Source organism: Xanthomonas vesicatoria ATCC 35937 (assembly GCF_001908725.1).
GTDB classification, from domain to species: domain Bacteria; phylum Pseudomonadota; class Gammaproteobacteria; order Xanthomonadales; family Xanthomonadaceae; genus Xanthomonas; species Xanthomonas vesicatoria.
Genome location: NZ_CP018725.1, coordinates 3,812,760 through 3,826,865, shown reverse-complemented (window position 1 = coordinate 3,826,865; position 14,106 = coordinate 3,812,760). Strand labels below are relative to the sequence as shown.

Annotated in this window: 13 protein-coding genes and 1 pseudogene; all 14 read right to left on the bottom strand. The window is 63.9% G+C overall.

The features are described from left to right. Positions 1-45: 45 nt before the first annotated feature. Complete coding sequence (locus tag BJD12_RS24340) at positions 46-189, bottom strand: hypothetical protein (protein WP_155616356.1); 144 nt, start codon at positions 187-189, stop codon at positions 46-48. Then, positions 186-701, bottom strand: a complete 516-nt coding sequence (locus tag BJD12_RS24335; RefSeq protein WP_126936556.1) for a hypothetical protein — start codon at positions 699-701, stop codon at positions 186-188. Before BJD12_RS24335 ends, BJD12_RS24340 begins: the two co-directional genes overlap by 4 nt. A gap of 145 nt (positions 702-846) precedes the next feature. Next, entirely contained in the window at positions 847-3,183 is a 2,337-nt protein-coding gene (gene gspD / locus BJD12_RS16560) for a type II secretion system secretin GspD (protein ID WP_005988791.1), read from the bottom strand. Beyond that, complete coding sequence (gene xpsN / locus BJD12_RS16555; RefSeq protein WP_058563971.1) at positions 3,180-3,971, bottom strand: type II secretion system protein XpsN; 792 nt, start codon at positions 3,969-3,971, stop codon at positions 3,180-3,182. Before xpsN ends, gspD begins: the two co-directional genes overlap by 4 nt. Then, positions 3,961-4,614 (bottom strand): type II secretion system protein GspM, encoded by a 654-nt coding sequence (gspM, locus tag BJD12_RS16550; RefSeq protein WP_005988188.1) that lies wholly within the window; start codon positions 4,612-4,614, stop codon positions 3,961-3,963. The genes xpsN and gspM overlap by 11 nt, the downstream gene beginning before the upstream one ends. Continuing rightward, a complete protein-coding gene (locus BJD12_RS16545; RefSeq protein ID WP_005988190.1) occupies positions 4,598-5,719 on the bottom strand; it encodes a PilN domain-containing protein in 1,122 nt (373 codons plus the stop codon). The genes gspM and BJD12_RS16545 overlap by 17 nt, the downstream gene beginning before the upstream one ends. Continuing rightward, positions 5,716-6,567, bottom strand: a complete 852-nt coding sequence (locus tag BJD12_RS16540; protein WP_005988191.1) for a type II secretion system minor pseudopilin — start codon at positions 6,565-6,567, stop codon at positions 5,716-5,718. Before BJD12_RS16540 ends, BJD12_RS16545 begins: the two co-directional genes overlap by 4 nt. Further along, on the bottom strand, positions 6,564-7,199 hold the full coding sequence (locus BJD12_RS16535) for a type II secretion system protein J (RefSeq protein ID WP_005988193.1): 636 nt from the start codon (positions 7,197-7,199) through the stop codon (positions 6,564-6,566). The genes BJD12_RS16540 and BJD12_RS16535 overlap by 4 nt, the downstream gene beginning before the upstream one ends. Beyond that, positions 7,196-7,612, bottom strand: a complete 417-nt coding sequence (gene xpsI, locus BJD12_RS16530; RefSeq protein WP_005988195.1) for a type II secretion system protein XpsI — start codon at positions 7,610-7,612, stop codon at positions 7,196-7,198. The genes BJD12_RS16535 and xpsI overlap by 4 nt, the downstream gene beginning before the upstream one ends. Further along, the gene (gene xpsH, locus BJD12_RS16525) at positions 7,609-8,115 is read right to left on the bottom strand and encodes a type II secretion system protein XpsH (protein WP_042827591.1); all 507 of its coding nucleotides are present in this window, start codon (positions 8,113-8,115) and stop codon (positions 7,609-7,611) included. The genes xpsI and xpsH overlap by 4 nt, the downstream gene beginning before the upstream one ends. A gap of 9 nt (positions 8,116-8,124) precedes the next feature. Beyond that, a complete protein-coding gene (gene gspG / locus BJD12_RS16520; protein ID WP_039426219.1) occupies positions 8,125-8,556 on the bottom strand; it encodes a type II secretion system major pseudopilin GspG in 432 nt (143 codons plus the stop codon). Positions 8,557-8,784: 228 nt separating this feature from the next. Next, positions 8,785-10,002, bottom strand: a complete 1,218-nt coding sequence (gene xpsF / locus BJD12_RS16515; RefSeq protein ID WP_005988200.1) for a type II secretion system protein XpsF — start codon at positions 10,000-10,002, stop codon at positions 8,785-8,787. A 169-nt stretch (positions 10,003-10,171) separates the two neighbouring features. Next, the gene (gspE, locus tag BJD12_RS16510) at positions 10,172-11,899 is read right to left on the bottom strand and encodes a type II secretion system ATPase GspE (RefSeq protein ID WP_005988202.1); all 1,728 of its coding nucleotides are present in this window, start codon (positions 11,897-11,899) and stop codon (positions 10,172-10,174) included. 129 nt (positions 11,900-12,028) lie between these two features. Further along, positions 12,029-13,913, bottom strand: a pseudogene (locus BJD12_RS16500) (S8 family peptidase). Positions 13,914-14,106: the final 193 nt, after the last annotated feature.

Here is a 14,106-nt window from a genome sequence, read left to right as displayed (position 1 = left end):
AATCAGGCTTGCGAAACCTCAGACGCAGGCTCCGACCCTAGCCGGTCATCTAACATAAACATTATCCAGATAAACCTCAGAGGGAACAGCTGTGAGCTCACCAATGCTATTGACAAAACTTGAAGTGTAGCCAGAGAAAGTGAGCTCAACCTGCTTTCCGGCATACTTTGAAAAATCAATATCGCTCACCTGAACAAACCTAGGGCACGTCCGCGACGCTGAACAAGTCGATCCTCCTTGTTTGCACCATTATAACTAGCCAAAGATTCAACCTGCCCTGTAGCCAAATCACGCACGGTCACGTAAAGAGAACCATCCCTGAATGTTCTCGGCGTGTATGCATGCTGAAAAATATCGCCTATCTTGTAAGCAAAGCTTAATTTCGCAGCAACTGGAACCACAAACGTTTGAGACACTCGGCCGCATAAGTTAAAACCCCCAACATCACCCCTATTCCCCAGAGAAACGATCGCTACGTAGCCGTCGGCGGGCGACTCTGTCGCCCCGCCCAGGCGAGCCCCACCTTGCGTGTAACTTGCATTTGCACAGCTGGAAAATGCATCTGCCTGGACTGATGCAAAACTCCACGCCCAAGGACTACCAGGCCTGTCGAAGCTTCCATTGACAACTTGGCACAGCGCATTGAACGAGAAGAGCATGGTTATGAAAGCCACAACTAATGAATAACCTTTTTTATACATGGCACTACCCTCGCTGGAAGTGATGAGACCACAAAAAGTCTAATACCAATCAAAAAGCATTACGCCGCCACTTAATTTTCATCAAAATAATTATAAAAACAATGATGGTAGTCGCAAATTCATCAATTAATCATGATGGAATTACTCACTTACCGCTTGACTTATTCATAGGCGTCATTGATTCGAATCGACGACCATATTCATCCGTGAGGTTTCGTGCCTCCATGGGATTCCGGACAATACTAGGAGTCAGCAGAACTATCACTTCACTGCGCCTCTTATTTTGGGTCTTCTGCCCAAACAAAGAACCTAAAACTGGCAGCTTACTCAAGAACGGAACCCCTGCTGAGCCATCGCTAGTACTATCCTGAATTAGTCCAGCTAGCATAATGGTATCGCCACTCTGAATTGCCGCCTCTGTCTTAATACGACGAGTGTTAATATCCACATTGCATGCGGCCTGATTAACTGTCGCCGTTGCGGATGCGCAGGCAGTTGGCCTATCGCCTGGACTACTGACTTCCTGCACGATATCCAGAAACACCATGCCGTCTTTGGTGACGCGCGGACGTACTTTAAGGATCACGCCGGTGTCGATGTACTGCACCGAGGAGAAGCTGCTGTCGCTACCCAGGCCGGTATTGATCGAGGTGGAATTGATCGGAATGCGCGAGCCCACGTTGAGCGTCGCTTCTGCGTTGTTGCGCACGAACACCGACGGGGTCTGCAGCAAACGTACATTGGTCACAGTATCCAGCGCGCTGATGATTGCAGCAGCGTTTTTCCCAAGGAAACTCCAAGCAAGCCCACCGCTGCCAACTTTGCCGGCAATATCACCCCAGATGTTACGTCCAGCCGCATTTGCGAGGCCAGCACCAAGGCCGATGCCGGTTCCATTCGTTACGCCATTATCGGTCGCGGCGCCAGGTGCGTTGACCGCATTTTCGAAGTACCAGTTCACGCCGTAACGTAGCTCGCCGGTCAGATTGACCTCCGCAATCTGCGCTTCGATATGCACCTGCATCGGCATCACGTCGAGCTTTTCGATGACGTCGCGGATCGAGTTCCAGGATTGCGGCGTGGAGCGCACCAGCAAGGTGTTGGTTTCGGCCACCGCCGACACGCCGACCTTGTCGCCTTCCACTTCCAGCGTCACCGCGCCATTGCCGTTACTGCGCGGCGACAGCTGCAGGCTGCCGTTACCCAGGCCTCCGCTGCTGCCGCTGCTTCCACCAACGCCGCTGCTACCACCGAAACTGCTTCCCGAACCACTGCTATCGCCGTTTTCGCCGACGCTGCCACCGGTCATGCCCGAGCTGCCGCCCATGCTGCTGTCGCGATTACCGAGCGCGCCGCCAAGCACGCTGCTCTCGGCACCCGGCGCCAGCGAAGCGTTGGAGTCACCATTGTTGCTGCGCCCACCGAATACTTCCGACAACCGATCGGCAAGGTCCTTGGCCTTGATGTATTTCAACTCATACGAGAACAGCCGCACGCCGCCACCGGCGCTGTCGATGCGGTCCAGCCACTGCTGGATCTGGTCCAGATAACGCGGCTGCGGGGTGATCACCAGCACCGCGTTGGCGTTTTCCAGCGGCATGAAACGGAACATGCCGGCGCTGGGCGTCTTGCTCTGCTCGCCGAACACCTTTTCCAGATCGGCGCTGACCTTTTCGGCCTTGCCGGACTGGATCGGGAACACGCCCACCGACATGCCCGACAACCAGTCCACGTCGAAGATCTGCACGGTACGCAGATAGTTTTCCAACTCGGCGCGGGTACCGCCCAGCGTGATCACGTTGCGGGAATTGTCGGTGCCGACGATGGCATTCGGGCGCGCGTATGGCTCGAGCACCTTCTTCATTTCGCTGGCGGAAATGAACTTCAACGGCACCACGCGCACTTCGAAGCCGCGCGCGGCCGACGGCGATGCGGTGCTGGGCGCGACGGTGCCGGCCAGCGCCTGATCGGCCGGCACGATGTTGTAGCGGCCACCGCTGAACACCATGCGGGCGTTGTTCCAGCCCAGCACCATTTCCAGCAGATTCAAGGCCTGCGCCGGCGACACCGGATTGGGCGTGGCCAGGGTCACGGTGCCCTGTACGCCGGGTGCGACGACGTAGTTCTGCCCGAGCATGTCGCCCAGGATTGCCTTGACCACCGCCTGTACCGATTCGCCTTCGAAGTTGAAGGTGGCCGAGCCGCTGCTGGCCATGCCCAGCGTCGGTGCCGGCGCGCCGGCCGCGCCCTGGTTGATCATGGTGCCAGTGCCACGACGGATCACCGGGGTGGGCTTGGCGCTGGTATTGCCATTGCCTTCGGCACGCTGCTCGGCACTGGTCTGGGTGGCGCCGGCAGCGCCGACTTGTGGGTCCAGGCGCGCATCGCGGCGCACGTCCGGCGGCGGAGTGGTGGCGCAACCGGCCAGCAGGCCAATCAGCAGGGACACGGGGAACAGGCGCGGCGTCATGCGTTCACTCATTGGGTCTGACCGGGGGTAGAGCCGCTCTGGCGCTGCTGTTGCAGCTGGCGGCGTCGGGCTTCGATACGTTCGCGGATGGCACGCATCTGATCGTCGGAGGGGCGTGGGGCTTCCTGGGCACCGTCGCTGCGCTGCGGCGGCACCGTCGGCGGGGCTTGCCCGCCGGGCTGCTGCTGCGTCGGCGGGGTGGCAGGCTGTGGCGGGGGCGGTTGCGCAGCAGCTGCGGCGTCGGGCGACGGTAACGGCGGGGCCGCGCCCGCCGCACCACGCGAGGCGGCGTTGGCGGTGGGCGGTTGCCCACCCTGGCCGTTGAACACGTGCAGCTCCAGCGTCTGGGTGCCACCGGGGCCTTCGATGGTGGCACTGCGCGGCTGCAGGGCCAGCAGGCGCCAGCCCTTGACCGCGTCGCCACCCAGCTGCACGCGCACCGAATCCTGCGGGTCCAGGGTCAGCGTGGCCATCTTGAAGGTTTCGGTCAGCAGCACGCCGGTCAGGCGCACCGTCGAAGCCGCGCCGCTGCCGTCGTTGCCGGACAGGAAGAACGGATGCGGCAGGCGGTCTTCGGCGAACGCGGGATGGGCGGCGATCTCCGAATATTTTTCGAAGGCGCCCAGCCGTTCGGGTGCGGGCGCCGGCAGCGTGGGCAGGCGTTGCACCAGCGCCGGGTCGTCCGGCAGCAGTTCCACGCGCTTGCCCAGCCCGGCCACGGCCAGGATGCAGACCAGCAGCGCCCAGCCGACCACGGTGGCCAGCAACCAGGTGCGCAACCCGATCAGGTCAAGGCGCATTGCTGGCCTCCCCGGCGGCTGCGGCGGCGGGCGCGGCATCGGTGTTCAACGGCGCAGCGCTGGCGCCGGGCCGCAGGTAACCGGCCAGTTCGAAGGCGATATCCAGGCCGTTGCCGCTTTCGTTGGGCGAGAGTTGGTAGCGCTGCGCCATCACGTTGAGGTTATCCACGAAGAGCCGCGGGGTGCCGTTTTCCAGGCTGTACAACACCGAGGCCAGCTCCGGCGTGCCGCAACGCAGGCGCACCTGCACGGCCACGCGGGTGAAGCGGTCCTTGCTCTCCGGCTGCAGCGGCGAGCGGTTGCTGATGGCGCAGCTGCGGTTGCCGGGGCTGGCTTCCACCACCGCGCGTTCCAGCCGCTGCACCAGCCCGGCCGACGCCAGTTCGGCGGAGGTTTCCGGCAGGAAGCCGGGGCGGCTTTCCAGGGTTTGGCGCGCCTGGCGCAGCCGTTTGCTGACTTCCGGCGCCTGCTGTAATTGCACGCGCACGCGCAGCTCGCGTTCGCGCAGCGATTGCAGTTCGTCCTGCACGGCGATCATCGACTGGGTAAACCACGGGTGCACCAGCACCAGGTACGCCACGCCGAGCGCCAGCAGCAGCAGACCCAAAGCGATCCAGCGATCACGCTTAACGCTGCGTGGCATCGGCGGCCTCCTTCGCATCGGGGCCAGCTAACTCGGCGGTGATGGTGAAACGGTCGACATTGCGGCCGGCATCGCTCTGCAGCACACCGGTCAGCGATGGCGTACGCCACAGCGGCGAGCCTTCCAGGCGACGCACCAGCGACGAGGCTTCGTTGCTCAAGCCGATCAACTGCAATTGCCCGCCTTCGACCGAGAATTTTTCCAGATACGTGCCGCCCGGCAGACGCCGGCTCAGCTCGTCCCAGATTTCCACCGAGGTCGGACGCGTGGCGCGTTGCTTCTGGAAGAAGGTAGCGCCTTCGACCAAGTCCATGAGTTGCTGTCGTTCGGCGGCAACCTGGCGCGCGCGCGCGGCGTTGGCCTGCACCTGGGCGCGCAGGTCGTCGGCCGCCTGACGGCGATTATCCAGCAGCAGCCAGCCGGCCACGGCCAGCAACACCACGGCGGTGGCGGCGAGCAGCAGATTCCAGCGTTGCATCGGGTCGCTGCGCCGCAACCGGCGTGCCGGCGGCAGCAGGTTCACCCCCAACGAGGCGCCCTGCGTATCGGCTACATCGATGCCGGACAACGCGTTGGCCCAGGCATCGGGTACACCGGCCGGGCCATCGATCATGCGCCGTGGCACCACCACCAGTTCGGCATCGAGCTGGCCGTCCTCGCGTATATCGAGCACGCGTGCGTCGAAATACACCTGGTCGGCGGTGAACGGGGTCTGCCGGTCGATTTCGAACCGCGCCACGTCCTGCAGCCGCGCGGCGGCGGCGGCGGGCAGGCGCAACGGGCGCCGCAACGCATGCGCGGCCGGCAACAGCCAATGCCGCGGCAGGCCATCCAGTGCCGTCGGCAGCACGGCATTGACTTCCTGCGGCTGCACCGGCCACGGCAGGCTGGCGATCGCCTCGCGGGTCTGGTCGCGCTGTCGCAGCAACTGCAAGGTGTCGCCATCGAGCTGCAACAGCAACCGCGCCTGCGACAGGCCCAATTGCCATTGCCAGCGCTGCGGCAGCCACGCCAGCAGCGATTGCTGCCACCAACGCCAGAAGCCTCCGGCTCCCGGCATGGCGCGTACGCCGATACGACCCAAGGTATCCCGCCATGCGGTCATTGCACTGCTGCTCCCTCTTCCCAACGCAACACGGTGTAGGCCGATCCCGGAACTGCGGACGCGCTTGTCGACACGACCGCCCGCAATACAGCCTCGCGTCCCTGACTCAGTCGCGCCCGGCTCTCGATACTATAAGTGTCTGACCCACCGACCGTCGCCTCGCTGCCCGGCAAACCCAGCGGCGCGTCACGCTGCGCAAGCAGTTGCCGCGCATCCAGACCCATTGCGGTCAACACCGGGCCAGGCGCAAAACGCGCTTCGGGCCGCGAGCGGCCACTGTACAAGGTGATGTTGGGCAGCAACTTGCGATACAGCTCGCTGTCCATGCCCAGCACCAGCCGCAGTTCGCCCAGGGTCTCGAACGGGCTGTCCTTTGCGCCGTACGGCAAGCCGGCATCGGCGTAATCGCGGTCTTCTGCGCCACCGCCGGGTTGGCTCAGCGAATCGCCATCGCGCCAATCGACGATGGCACCGGCAATGCGCGTATCGCGGCCTTGTTCGCCGCCCACGGCACGCACCAACCCGGCCAACAGCGCCGGCTCGGCCATGTTCAGATCCACCTTGCCGCTTTCGTCAGTGATACGGATCTCCACCGTGGCGTCGTCCATCTGCCAACGATAGCGTCGGCCGTCTGCACGCCAGCGTGCCTGGGTGTCGGCGCTCTGCAAGCGGGACAGTGCGTATTCCAGGCCAGCGCGCGCATATTCCTGCGCCTGCGCGCCGTTGCGCAGCATCGTGCCCTGCAAGGCTTCCACGCGCGCGGTAAGCGCAAACGCGCCGATCATCGCAGTGAGCAAAGCGATCAACCACAACACCAACACCAAGGCGGCGCCACGGACCCGGCTCATTGCCCCGCTCCAGGATTGCTGGATTGCGGCAGCGCCACCACCAACGGCGGCCATGCCGCGTCGCCACTGCGGATCTCGATGCGCACCAGCAGCGGCAGGCGGTCGTGCCATTCCCACTGCGGCAGCCATGCGCTCAGGCGGCCGTTCTGCGGATCCATGCCACGGTAACGAAAGCTCACCTGCTGCACGCCTTGCGCCAGCGGCTCCGGCAGCAATGTATTGCCCTCTTCGATCGACTTGCCCGATTGCAGCATCGTCAACGCAATCTGCAAGGTGCGTTGTTCGCCATCGCCGACCACCGACAGATCGTGCAGATACGGGCCACCGCGCCCCAGATAATCCGGCACATCGGCGGCAAAGCGCATGCGCTGCGGTTCGCCGACGAACAACATCGGCTGCTGGCTTTGCGGGTCGATGCTCATCGCCAGCGGCAACGCAGCGGCCAGCCGGCGGCGCAGGAATTCTTCCACCGCCCGCACCCGCTCGCTGCGCTGGGCAATCGCCTCGCCGCGCTGGCTTACCGCGCTGGCCGAGCGCAGTGTGGCGAAGGCCAATGCCAGCCCGCCGACCAACAGCATCGTGGCCAGCAACACTTCGATCAGGGTGAAGCCTGCGCTGCGCGAACGGATCACAGCGCGCTGTCCTGCGCGGTGGCGGCCACCAGGCGCAAGGTGCGCCATTGCAGCATTTGATTCGGCGCCTCGCCCCAACGCACCACCAGGGTCAATTGCAGCAGTTTGTGCGCGCCGGGGGGCACCGGCGCCTGCGGGTTGCGCCGCGGTTCGTCGTAGGGGCGCACATCCATCGACCAACGGAAATGCCCGTTTTCGAAGGTGCCTTGTTGTTGTTCGGGCACCAGCGGCTTGTCCATGCCTTGCACTGCCAGCAGCGATTGCGCATGCAGCGTGGCACGCGTGCTGTCGTCGGCCGCACGCACCTGACGCGCCGCCCCGGACAACGACCCTAGCAACAGGCTCAATGCCAGCGCGAGCAAGGCAAAGGCGACAATCACTTCGATCAGCGTGTAACCGCGTTGACGCTTCATGGCGCGGGCGTCCGCAGCGGGCCGGAACGCACTTCGCCGGTGATCCAGCCCACATCCACGCGCCAGCGCGCGTCCTTGACCTGCAGATCGATGCGGCCGCCGGTGGAGGCGCCGTCGGGGAAGAACTGGATGGCGCCTTGGTCTTCCCGCGACTGCACCTGGCGCGCGCCGGTGAAGCGTACCTGCAGCGACGCCGGCAGATCGCCTTGATGGCCACCGGGCGCTTCCCAGCGGCGCTGCAGCGGGTCGATCAGGAAGCGCTGCGGCGTGCCGGTGGCGATCGCCTGGGTGCGCGTATAGCGCAGTTGCGATGCGATCGCCTTGCCGGCGGTACGCAGGCGCATGCCATCGATACCGCCATTCAATGCGGCCGCGGCCAGCACACCGGCCATCGCGATCAGCGCGATGACCAGCAGCATTTCAAGCAGCGAGGTGCCACGCGTGCGGGTGCGGCCAGGACCGACTCCATGCGGATGACGCAACGGCTGACACGCAACGCGCATGGCGAGGACTTATTGGTACTTGATGTCCGAGTCGTAGCTGCTACCACCCGGGCGACCATCCTTGCCCAGGCTGATCAGATCGAACGGCTGTCCATCGCCCGGCGCGCGGTACTCGATGGTGTGGCCCCAGGGGTCATTGAGTTCGGCCGGCTTGGCGTATGGGCCCAGCCAACCGCTGCTGCCGCCGGGCTGGGTGACCAGGTCATCGAGCTTGCTCGGCAGCTTGCCGGTGTCGAGCTGGAAGTTCTCGATCTTGCCGGCCAAGGTCTGGATCTGCGACTTGGCCAGATTGGCCTTGCCGCGATCGGCGCCACCCAGCACGCGACTCCCCACCAAGGTGAGCACCGCGCCGATCAGCACGATGACGATGATGATTTCCAGCAAGCTCATGCCGGCCTGGCCTGCGCGCGACGGACTACGGGTGATGGAACGCTTGATCATGAACGATTTCCTTGCACGTCGATGAAAGATGCTGCCGCAACTAGCTGACACAGCGGCCATTGCATGGGTTCCCGCGTAGGTGCCGAGCGGTCACCGGAATGTTGTGGTGAAGACGCCGCCCAAGTGAAAGCGCTGCGTGCGGTTAAGGGAGTGTACGAGCGATGCTTGCCGATGCCGAGTCCCGCTTGCGCACGCCTGCCAGGCGCGCCGTCGCGTTGCCTGCAACCCTCAGCCGATTGCATTGGTGAGGTCATACAGCGGTACCAGCACCGAAATGATGACAAGCCCCACCACCGACGCCAGGACCAGCGTAATCAGCGGCACCAACGCTGCCAGCGCACGGTCGATGGCCTGCGCGGTTTCCAGCTCGAACGTATCGGCGGTCTTGAGCAACATCGTGTCCAGCGCGCCGGATTCCTCGCCCACCTGGATCATCTGCAAGGCCAGCCGCGGAAAGCGCTTGCCGCGCGCCAGCGACATCGCCAGGCCATGCCCGTTCTTGACGTCGTCGGCAGCGTTGGCCACATCCTCGACCAGGGCCAGATTGGACATGACGTTGCGCGCAATGCCGATTGCCGCCAGCAACGGCACGCCGTTGCGCAACAAGGTGCCCAGAGTGCGCGTCAGCCGTGCGGTTTCCAGGCGGGCGATCAAGCTGCCGACCACTTTCTGGCGCAGCAACCATTCGTCCAGGGATGCACGGAACGCGGCATTGCGACGCTTGCGATCCAGCCACAGGCCGAGCACGCCGGGCACCACGATCAGCACCAGCCACCAGTCGCGCACCAGCAACCCCACGCTCAACACCGCCTGGGTGAACCACGGCAGCGCAACATCCAGGCTTTCGTACATCTGCGCGAATTGCGGCACCACGTAACCCAGCAGAAACAACAGCGCGCAACCGACCACCGCCAGCAGAATCGCCGGGTAGATCAATGCATTGATCACCTTGCCCTTGAGCGCGCGGCTGCGTTCCAGGTAATCGGCCAACCGTTGCAAGGTGTCCTGCATGCTGCCGCCGGCTTCGCCTGCACGCACCATGTTGATATACAGCTTGGAAAACAGCCCGTGCTGACGTTCCAACGCAGACGACAGCGGCGCACCGCCGCGCACGGTATCGCGGATGTCGCCGATCACGCGCCGGCTTTTCTCGTCTTCCGGCAAATCCATCAGGATCGACAACGCGCGATCCAGCGGTTGCCCGGCACCGATCAACGTCGATAGCTGCTGGGTGAATTGCACCAGCGCGGCATTGTCGAACGGCTTCTTGCGCAGCAGCATGCGCAGCGACGGCGAATCGTTTTCGCCGGTGGCCAGCCGCGTTTCTACCGGCAGATGGCCCTGTTCCTGCAGACGCAGCGCCACCTCGGCATCGCTGCCCGCCTCCATCTGGCCGTCCAGCATTTCGCCGTGGGCGTCCAGGGCTTTGTAACGGTAGAGGGGCATCAGGCTGGAAAGCCGGGATTGGGGAATCGGGAATCGGGAATCGGAAAAAGCAGGATGCCGCGCCGCGTTGGCACGACCGGGCACGCATGCGCGCGCCGTACTGCCAGTTTGTGGCTCTGGTAAACCTCAAATCCCGAGCATCCGATGCTCACTGTTGCCCCAGTGACGCTCACGCATCCTCCGTGACGCGCAGAACTTCCTCGATGGTGGTTTCCCCGCGCAGGGCCTTGGACAGGCCGTCTTCGTACATGGTGCGCATGCCGGCCTTACGCGCGAGCTGTTCGATCTCGCCCATGCCGGCGCGGCGCATCACCGCACGCCGCAGTTCGTCGTTCATCACCAGGAATTCGACGATGGTGGTGCGGCCGAGATAGCCGGTGGGTGCAGCGGCCGAAGGACGGGGGCGATACAGATAGATGTCGCCCTCGGGCTGCAGGCGGCGCAGGTTGAAGCGTTCGATTTCTTCCGGCGATGCGAGATAGCGCTCGGCATTGTCCAGATCGAGTTTGCGCACCAGACGCTGCGCCAGGATGCCGTTGATGGTGGAGGTCAGCAGATAGTCTTCCACGCCCATGTCCAGCAGGCGCGTGATACCGCCGGCGGCATTGTTGGTGTGCAGCGTGGACAGCACAAGGTGGCCGGTAAGGGCGGACTGGATCGCGATACGTGCGGTTTCCAGGTCGCGCATTTCGCCGATCATGATGATGTCCGGATCCTGACGCACGATGCTGCGCAGCGCGTTGGCGAAATCCAGCCCGATCTGCGGCTTGGCCTGGATCTGGTTGATGCCTTCGATCTGGTATTCCACCGGGTCTTCGACGGTGATGATTTTCACGTCTGAGGTATTGAGCTGGCTCAGCGCGGTATACAACGTGGTGGTCTTGCCCGAGCCGGTGGGGCCGGTGACCAGCATGATGCCGTGCGGCTGCTCCAGCACCTTGCGGAACTGCGGCAGAAAGTCTTCGGTAAAGCCCAGCTTGTAGAAGTCGAACACCACCGTTTCGCGGTCGAGCAGACGCATCACCACGCTCTCACCGTGCGCGGTGGGCACGGTGCTGACGCGCAGGTCCAGCTCCTTGCCCTGCACGCGCAACATGATGCGGCCGTCCTGCGGCAGGCGGCGCTCGGCGATATTGAGCTTGGCCATGATCTTGATGCGACTGATCACTGCGGCGGTGAGTTTGGCCGGCGGGCTTTCACCCTCCACCAGTACGCCGTCCACGCGATAACGCACCTTGAGGCGGCTTTCGAACGGTTCGATATGGATGTCCGAAGCGCGCAATTCCACCGCATGCTGGATCACCAGGTTCACCAGCCGAATCACCGGCGCTTCGGAGGCCAGATCACGCAGCGCTTCGATGTCGTCGCTGCTGTTGGCATCTCCATCGGCGGTCTCGACGATGGTGCCCATCGCACTGCGGCCCTGGCCGTACCAACGCTCGATCAGATCGTCGATTTCCGAACGCAGGCCAACCTGCAGGAACAACGCACAGCCGGTGGCAAGACGCACTGCATCGATGGCGTAATCGTCATATGGATCGGCAATCCACAGATCCAGCCGGCCATCGCGTTCGCCCACCGGGCATAGATGAAATTGTTTGAGGAAGCGCAGCGACAGGCCCTGCACTTCGGGAAGCATTTCTGGCGGTGTCTCGGTGAGTTGGCGCACATCCACCAATGGCAGGCCGAGCACATCGGCACAGGTCTCTGCATGATCGCGTTCGGACACCAGGCCAAGGCGGCCAAGCAGGGCCAGCAAGCCCATGCCGGATTCGGCCTGCAACTGACGTGCGCGCAGCAGGTCGGAGTCCTTCAGACGGCGGCGTTCAAGCAGCGCTTCGACGATGCGCGTTTCCGCGCTTCGATGCTCAATTGGATCGACGGCAACCGCGTTCACACTCGTCTCCACTGGTCCGGCGCCGACTGTAGCAGTTTGCCGCGACGATCAACCGCACGCATCTGAATCGTCCTGAAAAACAATGCCCCCGGTGATTGGCCGGGGGCATTGGTCACACTATTTCGCTACTTACTGTCGTGCAACGAGGGTCAGCTTCGCGTAATCGGACGCGCCTACCAACTTGATGTAGTAAGTGCCGGCCTTCGGGGCAGTGAAGCGGACGGTTTCGCTGTTGCCCGGACGCGTGGACTTGGCATCGAAGCTCGTGGCGCTGGGCTCGGCTTCATAGCTGACGTACACCGACACATCGCCGGTACCGCCGTAGGTCATGAAGCTCAGCACGGCACCGGCCTTGGCTTCGAAGCTGTACAGCGTGGAGCTGCCATAGGTGCCGCTCAGACCTGCCAGCGGCGCCTTGTTGGTCAGCGCGATGGCCGTTGGTGCGCAGCTCTCGGTGGCCGGATCGCATGGCTCCACCAGGACGGCTTCCAGCGCGGCCTTGGCGTCGACGATGCCGCTGCCGATCGGGGTGCTGGCCGGCGGGGCCACCGGGAAGCGGCGGCTGGTCTGCTTGAGCAACGCTTCGACCGCAGCCGGGGTCAGCGGGCCATCGCCCAGACCGATCGCCGCGCTCTGCACCAGGGCCACCACACCGGCCACGTGCGGGGACGCCATTGAGGTTCCGCCCATGCCCATATAGCTATAGCTGCCGGAGGTTGGGGGTGGTGGCGCCATCGTAGCCGGCCTGCCAGATATAGCCGCCCGGATTACCGTCCACGCTGCCGCCGCCACCGGGACCGGACAGGTCCACCTTGCTGCCGTAGTTGGAGTAGTAGGTAATGCCGCCGTTGATGCGGGTGGCGCCGACGGTGATGGTGTTGTTGCAGCTGGCCGGCGAATGGTTTGCCGCATCTTCGCCATCGTTGCCGGCCGCCACCACTACGGTGGTACCACGCGACACGGCACCGTTGATCGCGACCTGGGTGGCCGAATCACAGGCACCGCCGCCGCCCAAGCTCATATTGATGACCTCGGCCGGATTGGTGTTGGCGGGGACGCCTTCGACCGTGCCGCCGGATGCCCACACGATGGCGTCGGCGATGTCGGAGGTGTAACCACCGCAACGGCCGAGCACGCGCACCGGCAGGATGGTCGACTTGGGTGCGACACCGGCCATGCCGATACCGTTATTGGTCGCCTCAGCCACGGTGCCCGAGACATGGGTGCCGTGCCAGGAGCTTTCCTGCGCCACCGAGCCGTCGTAGCAGACGTTGTCGGCCTCTTCCCAATCGCCGTAATCCAGTGCGCCCGGGACGCGCGCGTCGGTCGGGCGACGCGAGACTTCGGCATCGGTGATGAAGTCGTAACCCTGCAGGAGATTGCCGGCAAAATCCGGATGGCCCGGCAGGATGCCGGTGTCCAGCACAGCAACCACCACGCCGGCACCCTGCGAGAGGTCCCATGCGGCCGGTGCGTTGATGCCGCCAGTGGGATTGCTAAGGTGCCACTGGTACTGCGCATACAGCGGGTCGTTGGGAACCAGCTGCGGGCTCACATCAGTGCCTGCGACGCTCTTCTTGATGTCCACCGGACGCAGCATGCGGTCGATATGCACGTCGGCCACGGACGGGTCGTTCTTCAGCTCGACCACCACCTTGTCCACCTGTGCGGCGGTCAGCGTGCTGGACAGCTTGATCAGGTCCGAGCCGATGCCGAGCTTGCGCACATACGTCGCCTTGGCGGCGGCTGCGCTGCTACGTGCGCCGGTGCTGGCGCCAACGCGGCCGACCGCGGCCTGCACCGCATTGAGCTTGCTGCTGCGATCGGTCGCAGCGGCGGTGTTGTCCTTGTAGCGCACGATCAGGCGGCTACTGAATTGAGCGCCGGCCGAAGCGGACTGGGTCGGCTCCTTGACCAGCAGTTTCGGTGCGGCAGCCAGGGTGCCGGAGGCACCAAGGGCCATCATCAAGATGGCGCCGGTCAGCGGGGTGAGGCGGAAGGTCTTGTCGATCACGGTGAAATCCTCTTCGTGTTTTTCGTGAATCAGGCTTGGAACGGGGTCGACAACACCGCGCAACCGTGAGCCGGCCTGCGGTAGTCGATCGATCGCTCCTGGTACGGCCATCACTCCATGCGAATCCGTTGGCTGGCCTAGCCACGGTCCTTGCCCGCCCCCTCAGGCCTTACCGCGGCGGCGCACATCGGCG

What these genes read in the sequence shown, in the direction of transcription:
- BJD12_RS24335 (WP_126936556.1), bottom strand. Translation starts at nt 701, where the DNA reads ATGTATAAAAAAGGTTATTCATTAGTTGTGGCTTTCATAACCATGCTC.
- xpsI (WP_005988195.1), bottom strand. Translation starts at nt 7,612, where the DNA reads ATGAAGCGTCAACGCGGTTACACGCTGATCGAAGTGATTGTCGCCTTT.
- xpsF (WP_005988200.1), bottom strand. Translation starts at nt 10,002, where the DNA reads ATGCCCCTCTACCGTTACAAAGCCCTGGACGCCCACGGCGAAATGCTG.
- BJD12_RS16540 (WP_005988191.1), bottom strand. Translation starts at nt 6,567, where the DNA reads ATGAGCCGGGTCCGTGGCGCCGCCTTGGTGTTGGTGTTGTGGTTGATC.
- xpsN (WP_058563971.1), bottom strand. Translation starts at nt 3,971, where the DNA reads ATGCGCCTTGACCTGATCGGGTTGCGCACCTGGTTGCTGGCCACCGTG.
- xpsH (WP_042827591.1), bottom strand. Translation starts at nt 8,115, where the DNA reads ATGCGCGTTGCGTGTCAGCCGTTGCGTCATCCGCATGGAGTCGGTCCT.
- BJD12_RS16545 (WP_005988190.1), bottom strand. Translation starts at nt 5,719, where the DNA reads ATGACCGCATGGCGGGATACCTTGGGTCGTATCGGCGTACGCGCCATG.
- gspM (WP_005988188.1), bottom strand. Translation starts at nt 4,614, where the DNA reads ATGCCACGCAGCGTTAAGCGTGATCGCTGGATCGCTTTGGGTCTGCTG.
- gspD (WP_005988791.1), bottom strand. Translation starts at nt 3,183, where the DNA reads ATGAGTGAACGCATGACGCCGCGCCTGTTCCCCGTGTCCCTGCTGATT.
- gspG (WP_039426219.1), bottom strand. Translation starts at nt 8,556, where the DNA reads ATGATCAAGCGTTCCATCACCCGTAGTCCGTCGCGCGCAGGCCAGGCC.